Raw genomic sequence first — 17,500 nt, 5'->3', positions numbered from 1 at the left:
CAAAAAACTGCCAATCTAACCTTCATATTAAAGATTAGACTGACAGTCTCTTAAAAATTAATTTTACACAGCTTCTACTGTTTTATGAGATTCTATCAACTTACCAATTTGCTCTGCTACTTCAACAACTCTATTTGAATATCCCCATTCATTATCATACCAAGCGATTACTTTAACTTTATTATCGCCCATAACCATTGTTGATTGTGCATCAATTACTGCAGAATTAGGATTTGTATTAAAATCTACTGAAACAAGTGGTTCACTTTCTACATCCAATACACCATCTAAATTTGCATTTTTGAAAGCGTCATTAATTTGATCAGCTGTTACATTTTGTTCTAAATCTACTACTAAGTCTACAAGAGAAACGTTTTTAGTTGGTACTCTTAATGCCATTCCATGTAATTTACCTTCTACTTCAGGTAGCACTTCTTTTAATGCTTTAGCTGCGCCTGTAGATGTCGGAATAATACTTTCATTACATGAACGTGCTCTACGCAAATCTTTATGCGGATTATCAATATTCTTTTGGTCATTAGTAATTGCGTGTACTGTAGTCATCAGACCGTTCACGATACCAAATTCATCATTTAATACTTTTGCAACTGGGCCAATACAGTTAGTTGTACATGATGCATTACTGAAAATATCGAATTTATTAACATCTAATTTATCATCATTGACACCTTTCACAATCATTTGAACATGGCCACCTTTAGATGGACCTGTTAATAATACTTTTTTTGCACCTGCGTTGATATGTGCAATAGCTTTATCACCATGATTGAATTTACCAGTTGCTTCGATGACAACATCTATATCAAGTTCTTTCCAAGGTAAGTTTTCAGGATTTCTATCAGAAACTAATTTGATATCTTGGTTTTTATAACGAATGCCATTTTCAATGGCTTCTACCTTCTCATCGTACTTACCATGAGTTGTATCATAATTGATAAGATGTGCAATTGTTTCTGGAGGGTAACTTGCATTAATTGCCTTTACGCTTAAGTTTTCATTTTTCAATGCAATTCTTAATACCATTCTACCTATTCTACCCATACCGTTAATTGCTATATTCGTTGTCATTTAAAGCACCCCTTGACCATTAATTTATATGTTATACTTTATGGCATTAGTATAACATAATAAATTACATTTGAAAGCGTTTACCAAAACTTTACAAATACAAATTTTAATCAAACTTAATAAGAATTAGTTATTAAATAACAATGAATTTAAGATTATCAAAACTAAAAAAACAGAAAATTTCTAAAGTAAGTATTCACATAATAAAACCCTAAGGCATTTATTAATGTCTCAGGGTTAATAAAAATCTCTTTTTGAATTATTTCTCGATAAAACCTTTTTCACTAAGCAACCGTTCTAAATTTTGCTTTAGTTCTAGTTTATCTCCAAGATTATCAATCACATGATCTGCCATTCTACTTTTCTTATCAATAGATATTTGGCTATATACTCTTGCTTTTGCTTCCTCTTGAGTTAAATCATTTCTTTCCATTAAACGATCGATTTGAATACTTTCTGATGTGTAAACAAGCCATACTTCATCAACAGTATCTTGCAATTCATTTTCATATAAAAGAGGAATATCCATAATAACATTATGGCCTTCTTTTAAAAATTGTTGCTTCTTTTCTTCCATTATTTCTCTAACTATAGGATGGACTATTTCATTTAACTTAATACGTTCACCTGGATAATTAAATACTAAATCACCCATATATTTTCTGTCCATCTCACCATTTTCATCAATAGCTTCATCGCCAAAAACTTCTCTTACTTTCTCTATACCTGGTGTTCCTTTAGCAACTGCTTCTCTTGCAGCTGTATCAGCATCTACTACTTTAAAACCAAATGCAGTTAACAATTCAGATACAGTTGATTTACCTGATGCGATACCACCAGTAAGTCCTATTACTTTTGACATATTTTCACGCTTCCTTTATTTCTGACAAGTCGGGCAATAGTGACTATTTCTAGATGCGATGACTTGAGTTTCAATTGAGTGCCCACATACCTTGCAATATTTTTGTTTATATACATTCAGATGTAACTGCATTTCCCCTGTTTTACCATCAGCATGACGATAATCGGAAATGCTAGTTCCTCCGTATTTAATACCCTCATTTAATACAGATCGAACATGATAAAACACCATTTCTTTTTCTTGATTTGATAATTCTTGTGTTAGTCTATTAGGTAAAATACCTGCTCTAAATAGCGCTTCACATGCATAAATGTTTCCACAGCCAGATATAACTTTATGATCTAAAATCACTTGTTTAATCGGTTTTTTAGAATAATTCTTTTTATTCGTACAATCTAAAAAATGTTGCAGTGCTTCTTCGTCAAAGGGTTCCGGAGCTATGCTCAAAAATGAAGGATATGAATCAAAACTACTCACATTTCTAATTTCCCCAAAGCGACGAATATCTGAATAGATTAATTTTTTTCCATTATCTAATTCAAAAATAACTTGCCAATGTTTACGATAATTAGGCACATTAATCTCTTCTAAATGATTAACAACGAAGAAACCACCTGCCATACCTAAATGACTAATTAAAATACGTTGCTCTGCATCACGATTAATATAAAATACAATATATTTACTTCTTCGCTCTATTTGGTTAATTGTATAGCCTTCTGTTAAGCGTCGAAAACTTTCGAGTGTCATTCCTTTGATAATCGTCTCTCGTCCATCTTCTTTACCTTTTTTTACATTTTCAGAAAAAGTTATTTTATTAATAGTAGTATTTACGGCAAATGGTTCAATTCCTCTTTTAACATGTTCTACTTCTGGTAATTCCGGCATATTCAAACCTTCCTTTATTTTGCATCATACCACGTCGCACCGTAACTTGAGTCAACTTTTAGTGGCACATCTAATTTTAATGCAGACTCCATAATTTCTTCTACAAACTTACTAAACGATGCTACTTCATCTTTTGGAACTTCAAAGATTAATTCATCGTGAACTTGTAATAATAGTTTCGCGTGATAATCAGTATGTTGTACTTCCTTATTGAATTGCACCATAGCTAATTTGATAATATCTGCCGCACTACCTTGAATTGGCGTATTCATTGCCGTTCTTTCTGCAAAACTTCTTAAATTAAAATTACGACTAGTAATATCTGGAATATATCTACGACGATGTAATAATGTTTCTACAAAACCTTGTGCTTTAGCATCTTTCACAATATCTGACATATACTGTTTGACTCCTGGAAAACTATCTAAATAATCATCAATAAATGCTTTCGCCTTTTTACGTGTAATTCCTAAACTTTGGCTTAACCCATAATCACTAATGCCATACACAATTCCAAAGTTAACTGCTTTCGCTTGTCTACGCATTAAACTATCAACTTCATCCGCTTCCACATCGAAAACCTTCATTGCAGTAGCAGTATGAATGTCATGCCCATTAATAAATGCTTCTTTCATACTTTCATCTTGAGTAATATGAGCTAAAACCCGTAATTCAATTTGAGAATAATCGGCACTTAATATAACACTATCAGATGATGTAGGCTTAAATGCTTTTCTAATTTTCCTACCTTCTTCTAGACGAATAGGTATATTTTGTAAATTTGGATCAACACTTGATAAGCGACCAGTTTGCGCTAATGTTTGGTTAAAACGTGTGTGAATACGATGATCATCACTAATCACTTTTTGTAATCCTTCTACATAAGTAGATTGTAATTTTGATAATTGGCGATATTCTAGAATATAATCAATAATTGGGTGTTGGCCTTGTAACTGTTCCAATACATCGACAGCAGTAGAATAGCCCGTTTTTGTTTTTTTAATCACAGGTAATTCTAGTGTTTCAAACAACACTACGCCAAGTTGTTTTGGAGAATTGATGTTAAATTCTTCACCGGCAGCTTCGTGAATATTTTTAATTAAAACATCTAGCTTTTCTTGTATCTCTTTCTCCATTTGTTGTAAATCTTTAACATCAGTAAAGATTCCAATCTCTTCCATCTCACTTAATATTTCAGCTAACGGTAGTTCTAAATCTGCTAATAATGATTCTTGGTTATATTCTTTCAACTGTTTTTGCATTTCAGCTTTTGATTCACTTACCGCTTCAATTATTGATGCAACATGCTTATTTAAGATCTCATCTTCTGGTACATGATGCTTTTTACCCTTACCATAAATAGTCACGTTATCTTGCACATAATGTTGTCCATATAAAGAAACAACTGAATTCACATCGTCAATCGTTCTTGATGGATCGATGATATAACTAGACAACATCACATCAAACTGGATGTTTTGAATATCGATATCTAGTCTATGTGAAACAACATAAGTTTTCTTAGCATCATAAACAGTTTTGGCTGTATTGGGGTTTTCTAACCAATTGACTAAATCTGAAAATTGCTTAATCTCATCTGCATTAATTACAACATGATGTTCCCCAGTATAAAGTCCAAATTTTAATATATTGTCTTTTAAATAATTACTATCTTCTAGTTCAAAATGAATGGTTGCCTCATCTAAATCTGAAAAATTAATGTGATCAAAATTCGACTCAACTTCAAAAGTTTTATCTTTTTGTTCTTGTGTTGCCTCTACTGAATCTATTTCTGCTAATATCTGATTAAACTCTAATTTTTTAAAGAGCTCAATTTTTTCAGTTTCATCTAAGTGCTCATCCATTTTAGTATCTTCTAATTTAACTTCGATTGGACTTTCAACATTAATAGTAGCTAAATCTTTACTCATTAAAGCATCATCTTTACTATTTTCAAGCTTTTCTTTAAGCTTTTTACCTGAAACACTTTCTATATTGTCATAGACACCTTCTACAGTATTGAATTGATTTAGTAATTTAATCGCTGTTTTTTCACCTACGCCAGCTACACCTGGTATATTATCAGAAGTATCACCCATTAACCCTTTCATATCAATAATTTGATTTGGTGTTAATCCATTATATTTTTCTGCGATAAATTCAGGTGTATAATGATCAACATCTGTTACACCTTTTTTAGTATAGTAAATTGTGACATGATCCGTAGCGAGTTGCGTTAAATCTCTATCACCTGTAATAATGATAGTTTCAAACCCAGCTTTGTCCGCTTCTCTACTCAAAGTACCAATTATATCATCTGCTTCATAATTCTCTAATTCATATCTTTTTATGTGATATGCATCTAATAATTGACGAATATATGGAAATTGTTCACTTAATTCAGGTGGTGTCTTTTGTCTGCCACCTTTATATTCACTATATTTAGAATGTCTGAAAGTTGTTTTACCTGCATCAAACGCCACTAAAAAGTGATTAGGTTGTTCTTCTTTAAGAATTTTTTCTAGTAACATCGCAAAGCCATATACTGCATTTGTATGTATGCCTGCCTTATTTGAAAGTAATGGCAAAGCATAGAATGCTCTAAAACTTAAACTATTACCATCAATTAATACTAATTTATTCACGTTATAAACCTCCAGCACATATTTAAATATATTTTAGCATAAACAATGTATGGTCATTAAACATAAAGTACCATTGCCTCACAATTCATATAACTAAAATAAGAACCACATACCTATATGAATTCAATCAATAGGGTGTGGTTCTTAATATTTTTAATCTTCATCAATAAACGTCACTTTAAAGGTCGAACCTTCATTTAAGCGACTAACTACACTAATTCTTCCATTATGTGCTTCAACAATGTGCTTAGTGATTGATAATCCTAACCCAGTACCTCCAGAATCTCTACTTCGTGCTTTATCAACTCGATAAAATCTTTCGAAAATATGTTTCTGTTCCTCAGCACTAATCCCTATACCGAAGTCTTGAATTTCTAAGTTTACTTTTTTACCTTCACGATACACACTTACTATGACTTTATTATCATTGGTTGAATAATTGATAGCATTTGACAATAAATTCGTAATAACTTGAGCAATTTTATTTTCATTTGCTTTGAAAATAACGTCCTGTTCAATATTAGATTCAATTGTTATATTTTTATTCTGAGCTTGATTTTGTAAATTATCTATCGTTGTATAAGCTAATTCTGATAAATTCATATAACTCGTTGTAATTTCATTTTGTTGTTCAATATGGGATAAATCTAGTAAATCCATCACAAGTGATTCAATTCTGTTTGATTCTTTCAAGATGATATTCAAGAACATATTAAGCGAATCTTCATCATTTTTCGCACCTTCAATTAACGTTTCAGCGAATCCTTTAATTGAAGTAATTGGTGTTTTAAGTTCATGAGATACATTTGCTACAAATTCTCGACGTAGATTTTCTAACTTTTGCAAATTAGTAATATCATGTAATACAACAACCATACCTTGTAGCTTTTTCTTTGATTTAGAAAGAATTGGTACACATGATACATCAAAATATTTTGTGTGAACATTATTAATATCTACTTCAATCTGTTCATAAATCACTTTCTCAGTTCTAAAACTTTCCATGATTAATTTTTCGATTTTATCATTTATAAAACCAATATAACTTTTATTTTCCACACTTTGATCCGGACTAAATACTTCATAGTATGCCGAGTTTGCCACGACAATTTCACCATGCTTATCAATCATTAGCACTGAACTAGGTATATTTTCCAATGTCGTTTTCAATCTATTAGATTGAATTTTTTGTCTGTTATTTAATTTTTGTAGACGTCTAGCAAGCTCATTGGTTGTTACAAACAAAGCCTTAGTCTCTTTGACATTACTTTCAGGTACACGAACATGATAATAACCATCTGCTAGTAATGACGTAGCATATGTCACTTCATTTATAGGTCGAATATATGTACGGTTGATACTTCTACTAGCTAGATAAACTGTGATTAATACAATCACACCTACAATTGATAGATACTTCCACATTTCTTTTTGCAGGTCTAATATTTCATCATTAATACCACTTATGTAAACAGTTTTATCATCAATTTGACTTTTGAAAGTATACTTCAAACCAAGTTTTGTATTTTTATGAATTAACTGTGAAGGATTAGCTTCGTTATCTATGCGTTTATCTATTTTTTCTTTTTTATTTGTCGTAAATATCACTTTATCATTTTTTTTGATAACGATGATATTTTCTTGATTATTTGCAATATTTTTAATTTCACTTTTTTTATTATCATTATATAAACTAACATAGTTACGTGCTTCTTTTTCGAGTTCTTTAGTTTGATTTTGAGTTAATGTTTGATAAATCATGTTGTGGACAATAGCACCTAAACCTATAAAACTAATAATCGTAATGGTACTAATTAATATTAAAAGACGATGGTGAAATTTCAACATTAACTTTTAGGACGCTCCAATTTATAGCCTAATCCTCTTACAGTTTTAATCAATTTAGGTTGTTTAGGGTTTTCTTCTAATTTGTCTCTCAAATGACTAATATGGACATCAACGATACGAGAATCACCAGCGAACTCATAATTCCATACAGAATTCAACATATGTTCTCTTGTAATGACACGACCTTGTCGTTCAATAAGATAAAGTAATAATTCAAATTCCTTTGGTGTGAGTTCTAATAACTCATCATCTTTATATACTTCGAAAAATTCAGGACGAATGCGAATTGAATCAATAATAATATCCTCATCATCCGTCTCATTATGCTCGACTTCATTTACAAATTGTGAACGTCTTAATATTGCTTTAACTCTTGCCACGACTTCTCTAGGTGAGAAAGGTTTAGTCATATAGTCATCAGCACCCAGTTCCAAACCTAATACTCTATCAAATTCATCATCTTTAGCAGTTAGCATAAGAATAGGTACTAAATTTTTATCAGATCTAATTGTTTTACAAACTTCAATACCATCTTTTTTCGGTAACATGACGTCTAATACAATTAAATCTGGTTGAGACGATTCAACCTTTTGTAGTGCTTCTTCACCGTCATAGGCTACTTCTACTATGTATCCAGCTGTTTCTAAATTATATTTAAGTAACGTAACGATCGATTGTTCATCGTCAACGACTAATACTTTTTGTGACATGATGTGCCTCCCCCATTTAAATTACATGTTTATTATAACTGATGTTTAAATACAAATAACATACCTACACATCAAATTTACATAAACTTAACAATCCATTTAATATGCTACTTATATTAAGGTAACATTGGATTAATATTGTCATTTCATTAATTAAACTATCATTTTTTTATAAAAAATGATATTAAAACACTAGGAATTTACAAAAACTTAATAAAAAAACGGATTGGTTTCCCAATCCGTTTACTTTAATAACATCTATTATTTTAAGTTTTTGATTAATTCGTCAGCAAACTCAGAAGTTGATACTTCAGTCGCACCATCCATTAGACGAGCGAAGTCATAAGTAACAATTTTAGAAGCAATTGTTGCTTCAATAGAGTCTGTAATTTTATCAGCAGCTTCTTGCCATCCTAAATGTTCTAACATTAATACTGAACTTAATAGTTCAGAAGATGGATTTACTTTGTTTAAACCAGCATATTTAGGCGCTGTTCCGTGAGTAGCTTCAAAGATAGCATGACCTGTTTCGTAGTTGATATTTGCACCTGGTGCAATACCAATTCCTCCAACTTGGGCAGCTAACGCATCTGAAATATAGTCACCATTTAAATTCATTGTAGCAACAATTTCATGTTCAGATGGACGAGTTAAGATTTGTTGTAAGAAGATATCAGCGATTGAGTCTTTAACAATAATTTTACCTTCTTGTTCAGCTTTTGATTGAGCTTCATTCGCAGCATCTTTACCTTCTTTTTCTACAATTTCATCATATTGTTGCCAAGTGAATACTTGATCAGCAAATTCATTATGAGCTAAATCGTAACCCCATTGTTTAAATGAACCTTCAGTAAATTTCATAATGTTACCTTTGTGAACTAAAGTTACTGCTTTACGATTGTTATCGATTGCGTATTGGATAGCAGCTCTAACCAATCTTTCAGTACCTTCTTTAGAAACTGGTTTAATACCAATACCTGAAGTTTCAGGGAATCGAATATTAGTTGCTCCCATTTCATCTTGTAAGAAATCTATCACTTTTTTAACTTCAGGCGTACCTTCTTTGAATTCAATACCTGCATAGATATCTTCAGTATTTTCACGGAAAATAACCATATCTACGTCTTGAGGACGTTTAACTGGTGACGGTACACCTTGGAACCAACGTACAGGACGTAAGCAAGTGAATAAATCTAATTCTTGTCTTAATGCTACATTTAATGAACGAATACCGCCACCAATTGGTGTAGTTAATGGCCCTTTAACAGCAATTAGATATTCTTTAATTGTGTCTAAAGTTTCTTGTGGTAACCATTCACCAGTATTGTCATATGCTTTTTGTCCAGCTAAAACTTCTTTCCATTCGATACGTTTTTCACCATTATAAGCTTTTTCAACTGCAGCATCGATAACACGACTTGCTGCTTTCCAAATATCTGGTCCAATTCCGTCACCGATAATGAAAGGAATGATTGGTTCGTTTGGTACATTTAATCCATCTTTAGTTTGAGTAATTTTTTCTGCTGTCATAAAATTTGACCTCCAAGTAATTTGTTTAAATTCACCTAATACTATAGATGATTTGATTATCTTTCTTCAATAGGAACATATTTACGATTCGTTTCACCAATGTAGTTTGCTCTTGGACGCATGATTCTATTATCTCTGTATTGTTCAAGAATGTGTGCAATCCAACCAGATGTACGACTTACTGCGAAGATTGGTGTAAATAAATCATGTGGAATATCCATACTGTGATAAACAGTCGCACTAAAGAAATCAACGTTAGGAATTAATCCTTTTTCTTCTTTCATACGTTTTTCAATAGCTAATGACATCTCATATAATTCACTTTGTCCAGTTTCTTCAGTAATTTTTCTACTCATCTCTCGTAAATATTTAGCACGAGGGTCGCCTTCTTTATATACACGGTGACCGAAGCCCATAATTTTCTCTTTATTTGCTATTTTTTCGTCTAAATAGTTATCTACATTATCTAATGAACCTACTTCAGATAACATAGCCATAACGCGTTCATTAGCACCACCATGTAAAGGCCCTTTTAATGAACCAACAGCAGCTACAATACCTGAATACATATCAGATAAAGAAGATACTGCACAACGAGCTGTGAATGCTGATGCATTTAATTCGTGATCAGCATGTAAGATTAATGCTTTGTTAAATGCTTCTTCTTCAATATCAGTAGGTAATTCACCTTTTAACATGTATAAGAAGTTTCCAGCATAGCTTAAATCTGAATTTGGTTTTAATGGTTCTTTACCTTCACGTACACGTGAAAATGCTGTTACTAATGATGCGATTTTTGCTTGAATACGAATTGCTCTTTCATATTTCTTTTCATCTGCTTCATCTTCAGCGTCTGGATCAAAATGAGCAATGTATGATACTGAAGTACGTAATGCAGTCATTGGATGTACTTTGTCAGTTACATACTCTTCAAAATGTTTATACACTCTAGGATTAAGTGTCATATACTCATATAATTTTGATTTAAGTTCTTGTAATTCGTCTTTAGTTGGCAATCTATAGTTCCATAATAAAAAGATGATTTCTTCAAATTGGGCATTTTCTGCAAGATCGTCAATATCATATCCTGCGTATGTTAATTGACTATCGATGATTGAGCTGATTTTAGTTTCAGCTGCAATTACCCCTTCCAAACCTCTTTGTAATTCTGCCATGATAAATTTCCCCTTTACTATTTCTTTATGAAATGGCTTTCAACTAGTATTATAGCTAATTATTAAGTTTTTGTGAAACAAAATAAATTACTATATATATGTAAGTTTGGTTTTGATTCATATATAACTTAAATGTTAAAAATGTTCTAAGTACCATGAAACCAACATTTTGGCCTTTTAAATTATTTTGAAAATTAAATTGAATACAAAGTTTTTATTTGGTTATCATGCTTGATTATAAATTGCTAATTATCTCGAAGTGTATTTTAACACTTTTTTAATAAATAAATTGTATAAAAAGCGATTTAAGTGCATAATATAATTATCTAAAAGTAAGGGAGAGGTCTTATGGCTGATAATCTACAAAGAGAATTGAGCAATCGCCATGTGCAATTAATTGCCATTGGAGGCGCTATTGGGACAGGATTATTCCTGGGCGCTGGACAAACGATTGCCATGACGGGTCCCTCAATACTACTCACGTACATTTTTATTGGATTCATGCTATTCATGTTTATGCGTGGATTAGGCGAAATTATTATTCAAAACACAAATTTCAAATCTTTTGCGGACGTAACTAATACATATATAGGTCCATTTGCAGGATTTGTTACTGGGTGGACATATTGGTTATGTTGGATAATAACTGGTATGGCAGAGGTTACCGCAGTAGCTAAATATGTTAGTTTCTGGTTCCCACATATACCTAACTGGATTAGCGCATTATTCTGTGTACTTATTTTAATGTCATTTAACTTGTTAAGTGCTAAGTTATTTGGAGAATTAGAGTTTTGGTTCTCGATTGTTAAAATTGTAACCATTATAGGGTTAATAATCGTTGGTGCTATTATGATTTTATTTGCATACAAAACACAATTTGGACATGCAAGTTTAACTAATCTATATAACCACGGTATATTCCCTAAAGGTGCATCAGGTTTCTTCATGTCATTCCAAATGGCAGTGTTCTCGTTCGTTGGTATCGAAATGATTGGTGTAACTGCCGGTGAAACAAAGGATCCTGAGTCAACTATTCCTAAGGCAATTAACAGCGTACCAATTCGAATTTTAATTTTTTACGTCGGTGCCCTAGCAGTGATCATGTCAATCATTCCTTGGGATAAAGTCGACCCAGATAATAGTCCATTTGTTAAATTATTTACACTTATTGGTATTCCATTTGCAGCTGGTTTAATCAACTTTGTTGTATTAACTGCTGCAGCATCATCATGTAATAGTGGTATTTTCTCAAACAGTAGAATGTTGTTCGGATTATCTGATAATAAACAGGCACCACCTGCATTTAGCAAGACAAACAAAAACGGTGTGCCACATGTAGCAATTATTGGATCTTCTGCATTACTATTAATTGCAGCATTATTGAATTACATTTTCCCAGATGCAACATTGGTGTTCACATATGTAACAACATTATCTACAGTATTGTTCCTAATCGTATGGGCGTTAATTATCATTGCTTATATTAATTACAGTAGTAAAAATCCAGAATTACACAAGGCGTCTACATATAAATTACCTGGTGGTAAATATATGGGCTACGTCATCTTATTATTCTTTATCTTAGTATTCGGTTTACTATTTGTTAATGAAACAACTAGACGCGCAATTTATTTAACACCTTTATGGTTTGTATTATTAGGATTAATGTATTGGAGATATAAAAAAGCAAGTACAGAATCTAAATAACGTTAAACTTTAAACAAGTAAATAATTAGCCAGTAAATGATTTATCATCAAATCATTTACTGGCTTTTTTTATTTAATATCACACACTTACATACAATCTAAATTTTTCTTCCATAGCCCCACCATACATATTTATCTCATTTAGATATTAGAAAAGTGAACTGATTTTATGACAAACTGGTTAAATAGCAAAATCACCACTTCCAAACAATTATATTTGGAAGTGGTGATTCTAATTTCATCATCAATCTATTTAATTAATGTGTTAATGATTAAAGTACGTTAGCATATCCTTCGAATACTTTACCATTTGCTGCATCTACAGTAACTAACATATCGTCTTTAATTTCTTTAGTAGCATTTTCAACACCCACTACTGTTGGTATACCTTTTTCTAAACCAACAATAGCACTTGGAGATGTAATACCATTTTCTTCAGTAATTAAACCAATAGCTTGATCTACGTATGGTACTAATGTTTCATCTACTGAGTTAGTAACGATAATTTTATCACTTAGATCAACGCCTTTTAAATCACTTGCAGAATCAGCGACAACAGCAGTACCTACTACTGAACCACGACCTACACCTTGACCTTTAGCAATTTCGTCTCCAACTAAGTGGATTTTCATCATATTTGTTGTACCTTTTTCACCTGTTGGTACACCTGCAGTAATGATGATTAAATCACCATTTTGAACTCTTTCAGTTTCAACAGCAGTTGCTACTGCATTATTTAATAATGCATCAGTATTTTTACGTCCTTCTTTAACTACTGGATAAACACCCCATACAATAGCACATTGACGTGCAGTTTTTTCACTTGGTGTTACAGCAATAATATCTGAATGTGGACGGTATTTAGAAATTGTACGCGCTGTTGAACCACTTTCTGTTGCTGCTACAATCGCTTTAACATTTAAGTTTAAAGCTGTATGTGCCACTGAGATACCAATTGCATTCACTAATGATGTTTCAACTAATTTAGTTCTGTCAGATAGTAATTTTTTATAATCTTGAGCAGCTTCAGCAGATACTGCAATGTTTCTCATTGTTTTAACTGCTTCTTCTGGATATAAACCAGCAGCTGTTTCACCAGATAACATTACTGCATCTGTACCATCATAGATTGCGTTAGCCACGTCACTCGCTTCTGCACGAGTTGCACGTGGATTACGTTGCATGGAATCAAGCATTTGTGTAGCTGTGATAACTGGTTTACCTAATTTATTACATTTTCTAATTAAGTCTTTTTGAACCATTGGTACTTTTTCAGGTGGAATTTCAACACCCATATCACCACGAGCTACCATTAAACCATCAGAAACTTCAAGAATTTCTTCGATATTATCGATACCTTCTTGGTTTTCAATTTTAGGGAAAATAGTAATATTTGCTTTTTCTTGTTCTAAGATTTCACGAATATCTAAAACGTCACTTGGACGACGAACGAAGCTTGCTGCGATGAAATCTACATCTTCTTTGATACCAAATCTAATGTCGTCTGCATCTTTGTCAGTAATACCTGGTAAGTTTACTTTTACACCTGGTAAGTTAACACCTTTTTTATTTTTTAATTCACCACTATTTAAGATGTCACATTTAACTTCACCTTTATCATGGTCAATGTCTTTAACTTGTAATTCAACTAAACCATCATCTAATAAAATATATGAACCTACTTGAACATCGTTAATTAAGTTGTCGTAAGTTACAGAGAATTTCTCTGGAGTACCTTCAACTTCTGTCATGCTTACAATAACTTCTTTACCTTTTTCTAATTCGATGATGCCATCTTTCATGTTATGTGTACGAATTTCTGGTCCTTTTGTATCTAAAAGGATAGCTACTGTTTTATTTAAACGTTTAGCAACTTTACGAATTGTATCAATTCTACCTTTATGTTCTTCATGGCTTCCGTGTGAAAAGTTCAAACGTGCCACGTTCATACCAGCATTCATTAATTTTTCAAGCATTTCTTCTGATTCTGAAGCTGGCCCAATAGTACATACAATTTTAGTCTTTCTCATTTTAAAATCCTCCTGAAATTTATATAGATAACTCTTTAGCTAGTTGATAAATTTGTTGATCAAACTTATGAGTTGAATGACCAAATATTTCATCGAATGGTGTCGCTGTTAATTGGTTATGTTTAATACCAACACCTTTGGCAGTTTCACCTTTCTTTAATAATTCAACGGCATGACCACCTAATCTAGATGCTAAAACACGGTCAGCTCCTGAAGGGCTACCTCCACGTTGAATGTGTCCTAATACTGATACTCTTGTATCAATATTAATATATTTACTTAATTCATCAGCACATTCTTGACCGCTCATACATCCTTCAGCAACCATAACGATTGAATGTTTTTTACCACGTTTGATACCTTGCTCAATTTTTTCAGCTACTTCTTTAATATCTGTATCAACTTCTGGTACGACAATCGTTTCAGCTCCTACAGATAAGCCTGCCCATAGTGCTAAGTCACCACAATCACGACCCATTACTTCAACGATAAATGTTCTAGCATGACTTGATGCTGTATCACGAATTTTATCGACTGAATCAATGATCGTATTAAGTGCTGTATCGAATCCAATCGTAAAATCAGTACCGTTAATATCATTATCAATTGTACCAGGAATACCAATGGTTTGTATTTCTTTACACTCTTCACTTATACGTTGAGCGCCACGGTAACTGCCATCCCCGCCAATGACTACTAAGCCTTCAATTTCTCTTTTACGTAGATTGTTAATAGCAACTTTACGTACTTCTTCTTCTTTAAATTCAGGACATCTTGCTGAGAATAAGAATGTCCCACCACGTTGGATAGTATCTCCAACTGATCCTAATTCAAGTTTATGAATATCATCTTCTACTAATCCTTGATAACCGTGATATACACCATAAACTTCAATATTATTGTAAATTGCTGTACGTACAACTGCTCTAACGGCAGCATTCATCCCCGGTGAATCTCCACCGCTAGTCAAAACTGCAATTTTCTTCATGACGACATACCTTTCTATAACTAGATTTATCTTCAACTCTAAATTACCACAAATTTTTTACTACTTCCATCAAAAGAAAGGACTTATATTGATGTAAACGTTTTTAATTATGACTTTTATTTTAACGATAATAAAAATAGAGCAATAGTCTATAAAATGACTACTACTCTATTCCTCTTATTCTATAAAAGAACCAATATTTCTAAATTTATTAAAGCGATCTTCAGCTAATTGTTCTTTATCAAGTTGTTCTAATTCATTTAAATGAGCAACAAACGCATCTTTAATAGATTGTGCTTGAACTTCTATTTCTTTATGTGCACCGCCAAGTGGCTCATTAATCACATCATCTATTACATTTAATTCATGTAAGTCATGTGCTGTGATTTTCATTGTTTCTGCAGCAATTTTAGCTAAATTACTATCTTTCCATAGTAATGCTGCTGCACCTTCTGGAGAAATTACAGAGTATGTACTGTTTTCAAGCATTAATACTCTGTTAGCAATACCAATACCAAGGGCACCACCACTTCCACCTTCACCAATAACGACTGCAATGACAGGTACTTTTAAAGAAGCCATTTCTATTAAATTAGTGGCAATCGATTCACTTTGACCTCTTTCTTCAGCTGCTTTACCAGGGTATGCACCTTTCGTGTCAATAAATGTGAATATTGGTCGATTAAACTTTTCAGCCTGTTTCATAAGTCTTAATGCTTTTCGGTATCCCTCTGGATGAGCCATACCAAAATTGCGATATATATTGTCTTTAGTATCTTTACCACGTTGTTGGCCAACAACAGTAACTGCTTTACCGTTTAAATAACCAATACCGCCAATCATAGCTGGATCATCTCTAAAGTTACGATCTCCATGTAATTCTATAAAAGAATCAAATATCATAGGAATATAGTCTAAGGATGTTGGTCTTTCTTGTAATCTAGCTATTTGTACCCTATCCCATGGTTTTAAATTTGTATAAACCTTTTTTGTTTCACGTTCTAAAGAAGCTTCAAGCATATCGATTTCTTCTTGTAAATCAACATCATTCTTTTCTTGAGATTCTTTCAACGAATCAATTTTCTTTCTAATTTCAAAAAGTGGCTTTTCAAAATCAAGCATTAGCTTTTCACCTCTTGATGTAGATTTAATATATTTGCAAGTGTTGTTCTCATATCTTTACGATGTATCACTTTATCGAGTTGACCATGTTCTAATAAAAATTCTGAAGTTTGGAAATCCTCAGGTAATTTTTCATTAATGGTTTGTTCAATAACACGTCGTCCAGCAAAACCAATTAATGCTTTGGGTTCACTTAAATTAATATCGCCAACTGATGCAAAACTTGCAGACACGCCACCAGTTGTAGGATTCGTGATATATGAAATATATAATAATCCTGCGTCAGAATGTTTTTTTAATGACACACTCGTTTTACCCATTTGCATTAATGAAATAATACCTTCTTGCATACGAGCGCCACCACTAGCAGAGAATAAAATAAACGGCAAACGATGTTCAGTACAATAATCAATAATTCGACAAATTTTTTCACCTACAACTGATCCCATACTACCCATTCTAAATCGTGCATCCATTACTGCTACACCGTATTCAATTCCTTCTAATTTAGCAGTTCCAGTAACAACTGCTTCATTTAGATCTGTCTTTTTCTGATCCTTTTCAATCTTTTCAATGTATCCAGGAAAATCTAAAGGATTAGCAGATGTCATGCCTTTATCAAATTCATTAAATGTACCTTCATCCGAAATCGCTTCGATTCTTTTGTACGCAGATAATGAAATATGATGGTCACAATTAAAGCATACATTTAGGTTCTCATCTAATTCTTTAGTATACATGATCTTTTTGCATTTAGGACATTTAGTCATGATTCCTGCTGGCACATCATTTTGTTTAGAATCTTGAACTGTTAGATATTTCTTTTTCTTTGTTCGATTAAAAAAATCTTTAAACATAGGAAAACCTCCAAAAACCTCTGACCTTTATAAGGATTAAATTTATACT

13 protein-coding genes are annotated in these 17,500 nt (G+C 32.3%); 1 reads left to right on the top strand and 12 read right to left on the bottom strand.

What is annotated here, in order from left to right:
- Positions 1-63 precede the first annotated feature (63 nt).
- From gap to EL082_RS05370, 8 genes are all read right to left on the bottom strand, one after another.
- Positions 64-1,089: a type I glyceraldehyde-3-phosphate dehydrogenase gene (gene gap / locus EL082_RS05405; RefSeq protein WP_002466024.1), complete on the bottom strand. Its 1,026-nt coding sequence runs from the start codon at positions 1,087-1,089 to the stop codon at positions 64-66.
- Positions 1,090-1,348: 259 nt separating this feature from the next.
- Positions 1,349-1,951, bottom strand: coding sequence for a dephospho-CoA kinase (gene coaE, locus EL082_RS05400; RefSeq protein ID WP_002466017.1), 603 nt, complete (start codon positions 1,949-1,951; stop codon positions 1,349-1,351).
- A gap of 15 nt (positions 1,952-1,966) precedes the next feature.
- Positions 1,967-2,839, bottom strand: coding sequence for a bifunctional DNA-formamidopyrimidine glycosylase/DNA-(apurinic or apyrimidinic site) lyase (gene mutM, locus EL082_RS05395; protein WP_002466023.1), 873 nt, complete (start codon positions 2,837-2,839; stop codon positions 1,967-1,969).
- Between the two features lie 14 nt (positions 2,840-2,853).
- Positions 2,854-5,484 carry a DNA polymerase I gene (gene polA / locus EL082_RS05390; protein ID WP_049415047.1) on the bottom strand — a complete coding sequence of 877 codons (2,631 nt, stop codon included), beginning with the start codon at positions 5,482-5,484 and terminating at the stop codon, positions 2,854-2,856.
- A gap of 153 nt (positions 5,485-5,637) precedes the next feature.
- A complete protein-coding gene (gene pnpS, locus EL082_RS05385; protein WP_015364916.1) occupies positions 5,638-7,332 on the bottom strand; it encodes a two-component system histidine kinase PnpS in 1,695 nt (564 codons plus the stop codon).
- On the bottom strand, positions 7,332-8,042 hold the full coding sequence (locus tag EL082_RS05380) for a response regulator transcription factor (protein ID WP_002467392.1): 711 nt from the start codon (positions 8,040-8,042) through the stop codon (positions 7,332-7,334). The genes pnpS and EL082_RS05380 overlap by 1 nt, the downstream gene beginning before the upstream one ends.
- A gap of 261 nt (positions 8,043-8,303) precedes the next feature.
- Positions 8,304-9,572, bottom strand: a complete 1,269-nt coding sequence (gene icd, locus EL082_RS05375) for an NADP-dependent isocitrate dehydrogenase (RefSeq protein ID WP_126474884.1) — start codon at positions 9,570-9,572, stop codon at positions 8,304-8,306.
- 56 nt (positions 9,573-9,628) lie between these two features.
- Positions 9,629-10,747 (bottom strand): citrate synthase, encoded by a 1,119-nt coding sequence (locus EL082_RS05370; protein ID WP_002467394.1) that lies wholly within the window; start codon positions 10,745-10,747, stop codon positions 9,629-9,631.
- Positions 10,748-11,095: 348 nt separating this feature from the next.
- Between EL082_RS05370 and EL082_RS05365 the strand changes: the two genes are divergently transcribed.
- Positions 11,096-12,454 (top strand): amino acid permease, encoded by a 1,359-nt coding sequence (locus EL082_RS05365; RefSeq protein ID WP_015364915.1) that lies wholly within the window; start codon positions 11,096-11,098, stop codon positions 12,452-12,454.
- Between the two features lie 272 nt (positions 12,455-12,726).
- On the opposite strand, the gene pyk is transcribed toward EL082_RS05365, so the two are convergent.
- From pyk to accD, 4 genes are all read right to left on the bottom strand, one after another.
- Positions 12,727-14,484 carry a pyruvate kinase gene (pyk, locus tag EL082_RS05360; RefSeq protein ID WP_002465449.1) on the bottom strand — a complete coding sequence of 586 codons (1,758 nt, stop codon included), beginning with the start codon at positions 14,482-14,484 and terminating at the stop codon, positions 12,727-12,729.
- A gap of 19 nt (positions 14,485-14,503) precedes the next feature.
- The gene (pfkA, locus tag EL082_RS05355; RefSeq protein ID WP_002465451.1) at positions 14,504-15,472 is read right to left on the bottom strand and encodes a 6-phosphofructokinase; all 969 of its coding nucleotides are present in this window, start codon (positions 15,470-15,472) and stop codon (positions 14,504-14,506) included.
- 177 nt (positions 15,473-15,649) lie between these two features.
- Positions 15,650-16,594, bottom strand: coding sequence for an acetyl-CoA carboxylase carboxyltransferase subunit alpha (locus EL082_RS05350; RefSeq protein WP_002465450.1), 945 nt, complete (start codon positions 16,592-16,594; stop codon positions 15,650-15,652).
- The gene (accD, locus tag EL082_RS05345) at positions 16,594-17,451 is read right to left on the bottom strand and encodes an acetyl-CoA carboxylase, carboxyltransferase subunit beta (protein WP_002465452.1); all 858 of its coding nucleotides are present in this window, start codon (positions 17,449-17,451) and stop codon (positions 16,594-16,596) included. Before accD ends, EL082_RS05350 begins: the two co-directional genes overlap by 1 nt.
- Positions 17,452-17,500: the final 49 nt, after the last annotated feature.

Origin of the sequence: Staphylococcus warneri (assembly GCF_900636385.1) — a bacterium.
GTDB lineage: Bacteria > Bacillota > Bacilli > Staphylococcales > Staphylococcaceae > Staphylococcus > Staphylococcus warneri.
This window is presented reverse-complemented; position numbering and strand designations above follow the sequence as displayed.

Coding starts and splice junctions, on each gene's coding strand:
- gap (WP_002466024.1), bottom strand. CDS start 1,089: ATGACAACGAATATAGCAATTAACGGTATGGGTAGAATAGGTAGAATG.
- icd (WP_126474884.1), bottom strand. CDS start 9,572: ATGACAGCAGAAAAAATTACTCAAACTAAAGATGGATTAAATGTACCA.
- pyk (WP_002465449.1), bottom strand. CDS start 14,484: ATGAGAAAGACTAAAATTGTATGTACTATTGGGCCAGCTTCAGAATCA.
- EL082_RS05365 (WP_015364915.1), top strand. CDS start 11,096: ATGGCTGATAATCTACAAAGAGAATTGAGCAATCGCCATGTGCAATTA.
- mutM (WP_002466023.1), bottom strand. CDS start 2,839: ATGCCGGAATTACCAGAAGTAGAACATGTTAAAAGAGGAATTGAACCA.
- EL082_RS05370 (WP_002467394.1), bottom strand. CDS start 10,747: ATGGCAGAATTACAAAGAGGTTTGGAAGGGGTAATTGCAGCTGAAACT.
- pfkA (WP_002465451.1), bottom strand. CDS start 15,472: ATGAAGAAAATTGCAGTTTTGACTAGCGGTGGAGATTCACCGGGGATG.
- EL082_RS05380 (WP_002467392.1), bottom strand. CDS start 8,042: ATGTCACAAAAAGTATTAGTCGTTGACGATGAACAATCGATCGTTACG.
- EL082_RS05350 (WP_002465450.1), bottom strand. CDS start 16,594: ATGCTTGATTTTGAAAAGCCACTTTTTGAAATTAGAAAGAAAATTGAT.
- accD (WP_002465452.1), bottom strand. CDS start 17,451: ATGTTTAAAGATTTTTTTAATCGAACAAAGAAAAAGAAATATCTAACA.
- coaE (WP_002466017.1), bottom strand. CDS start 1,951: ATGTCAAAAGTAATAGGACTTACTGGTGGTATCGCATCAGGTAAATCA.
- pnpS (WP_015364916.1), bottom strand. CDS start 7,332: ATGTTGAAATTTCACCATCGTCTTTTAATATTAATTAGTACCATTACG.